This is a genomic window from Xanthomonas cucurbitae, from assembly GCF_002939885.1.
Classification (GTDB): Bacteria; Pseudomonadota; Gammaproteobacteria; order Xanthomonadales; family Xanthomonadaceae; genus Xanthomonas; species Xanthomonas cucurbitae.
The window spans coordinates 1-2,392 of sequence record NZ_MDED01000091.1; the positions used below are offsets into that span (position 1 = coordinate 1).

The window sequence follows — 2,392 nt, forward strand, 5'->3', positions numbered from 1 at the left end:
TGTGCAACTCCACTTGGTCGTGTAGGGGCTCAGGCTACGACACCTGGCCCGCTACGTTATAGGACTGTTGCACTTCGCGGGCGAATCCACCCTGGCCATAGTGCTTGCTGGCAGCACTGACCGCATCGCCAGCCATCACATGATTGATGACAGCGGTGCCGCCCTCGGGAATGCGACGATCCAGGCTGACTGCACCATAGGCGTTGAAGGTCTCACCCTTGAGGCCGAAGTGGTGCGCAGTGACCTGTGCCAGGTTGCCGCCGAGCGAGTGGCCGGTGACGGTGACGTCGGGGGCTTTGCCGCCTTTGCCGAGTTCGTGCGCATAGTTCAACGCATATCGCGTCAGCTCAAGCGCCTCGGCAGCCTGGTTGTTGTGGCGGGCTGCAACCATGCCACCGTCGGTGTAGATGCCATCTTCTTTCAGCTGTCGGTCGGTCTCGGTGCCGCGGTGAGCGACGATGATCTCACGCGTATCGACGCGCTGATAGACGATGCCTTGATAGCCAGAAGGGCTATCCACATATTTGAGGCGCTTGTAAATATTTCCACCGATATTTACAGGGTCGCTGTCCTCTCCGGTTTTGATTGGCTTGTCGTATGAATCTCTCGAAAGTGCGGCGTATTGCTGGCTCGTAAGACTCATGGGATCACCTTTTTGGTGGACAGGGTGACTTTAAAGAGGTTATTGCGAGCAATATCATTGAAATCATCAACCTTGGATTCGCCACCGTCAGGAAAGTCATCCATACCTGCCTTTGGATAGCGCTCTTTCCAAAAATATGTGATCTTTGGCGTCGATCTATAAATTTCATTTTTGAATAAGATGGGCTGAAATCGAGTCTCCTCTTTCTTGCCAGTAGCTCTCAAAGAGATGCCAACTCCATTCAGCTCGAAGAGGCAAACGCCCTTGCCATAATAGTCAGCATCGATCATGCCGTCAGCATAAATCGTCGCCACATATGTTGTGTCACCAGCCTTCTCGAAGTTGATGGGAATCCCATCTTCCTTCTGCTTTGTCGACATGGCCAATGAGCGATCGAAGGGCGTGCACGCATCGCGATTGGTCATTTCATAGAACGCAGTTCCCGACACCCACTCGAACGGCCCCGGCGCATCCTCGATGGTCATCGTGATCCGGTACGCCTGGGTCGGATGCGGGTTCTTGCGATAAACCGGATCGCCGTCGGTAGTGGTTGCGCCGGTGTCGTGTCTTTCAGAGCCAGTGTTCATAGGGTTGCATCCTGTCAAGAAAACCAAGACCAGAGAGCCAGCAATTTTGATTCCTAGCGTCCCGTTCATGCCGCCATCGTGCGTTGTGCAGCACGCTGCGCAGCTGTCATGGAATTGGTGAGTCGTGAACAAATGCGGTTAATGTTGACACGATATATCAACAAAGTGATGAGCATGAGCGCGAAGACCAAACCGAACTCGGGAACCTTCCTGATTACATTCATCACAAGAAGCATACTCAGAATCTTTGGAAAAAAGGTTCAGTACAGGCGGTGTATATTACCTTGCACTGGCGCCCCTTATTCTCTTGGCTACAAAACGAAACTGCATTTCGACTAGCCACATCTATAGAAGGCCCTGCCGCAAAACCTCTAGTGATATTTCCAGTATATCCAGGCTCAGAGATCGCCACGCACCTGTTCTCGTAAACATAAAGAACACTACATTTTTTTTGACTTTCCGCCTCGCATCTTTCTATCGCATCTTGCTGTGCATCAGCTTTCTTTAACTTACCCGTGGATACGCCAAGATTTTCATTTCCATCACCCGCGATTGCCCCCCATGTTTTTATCCATTTACCAAGAGGACGTGGTGAGGGCACAGGCTGCTCTTGGTAGTATCCAGACGGGATCGGCCCACATGAGCTCATGCTTCCGTTAGATTGAGCAGGAATTTGCCCTGGAGGACAGCCTTGCTCTGCTCTTACGCCAGTCGATATCAGAAAAATCGAGAGGGCCAGAATAATTAAATACTTCATACATGTCCAGCCTGCAGGGGAAAATAATTAACTAAATGTGCATTAAAGTAATTAAATATCTTGGGTGCCAGCTTGCCCGCGTGAGCCGACAGGCTGAGTCGCTTGCGTTGGTGCCGCCCCGGCGATCCTAGTCGTTGTATTATGGGTGGCTGGCGATCCACTAGCGGGTTGCTCACCTCCCTTCGCTGCTTGTTGCGGCATATAAGACCCCACCGGCTGCCCCTGCGGCCCAGGGCTCGATGCAGCCCCTCCGCCAAACGCGGAGAAGTGCATGAAGTTGCTCATGTTGCCTTGCCAGACCGCCGCTGCCAGCGTTGGCACGGTGATGATTAGCACCGTCATGAACAGCCCGATACCGCCCTGCTGCAGCGCCTGGCTCGACAATCCTTCCGCATTGCCCAACGT

At 52.8% G+C, this 2,392-nt stretch carries 2 protein-coding genes and 2 pseudogenes; all 4 read right to left on the minus strand.

Translation table 11 applies throughout. The features are described 5' to 3' along the window. Positions 1-91 precede the first annotated feature (91 nt). Positions 92-643 (minus strand): annotated as a pseudogene (locus XcuCFBP2542_RS18750) (Tle-like phospholipase domain-containing protein); the annotation flags it as partial. Then, positions 640-1,299, minus strand: a complete 660-nt coding sequence (locus XcuCFBP2542_RS18755) for a hypothetical protein (RefSeq protein ID WP_104605739.1) — start codon at positions 1,297-1,299, stop codon at positions 640-642. The pseudogene XcuCFBP2542_RS18750 and the gene XcuCFBP2542_RS18755, both read right to left, overlap by 4 nt. A 169-nt stretch (positions 1,300-1,468) precedes the next feature. Next, positions 1,469-1,987 carry a DUF4189 domain-containing protein gene (locus XcuCFBP2542_RS18760; RefSeq protein ID WP_104605741.1) on the minus strand — a complete coding sequence of 173 codons (519 nt, stop codon included), beginning with the start codon at positions 1,985-1,987 and terminating at the stop codon, positions 1,469-1,471. A 51-nt stretch (positions 1,988-2,038) separates the two neighbouring features. Next, positions 2,039-2,392: pseudogene (locus XcuCFBP2542_RS20185) on the minus strand (type IV secretion system protein); the annotation flags it as partial.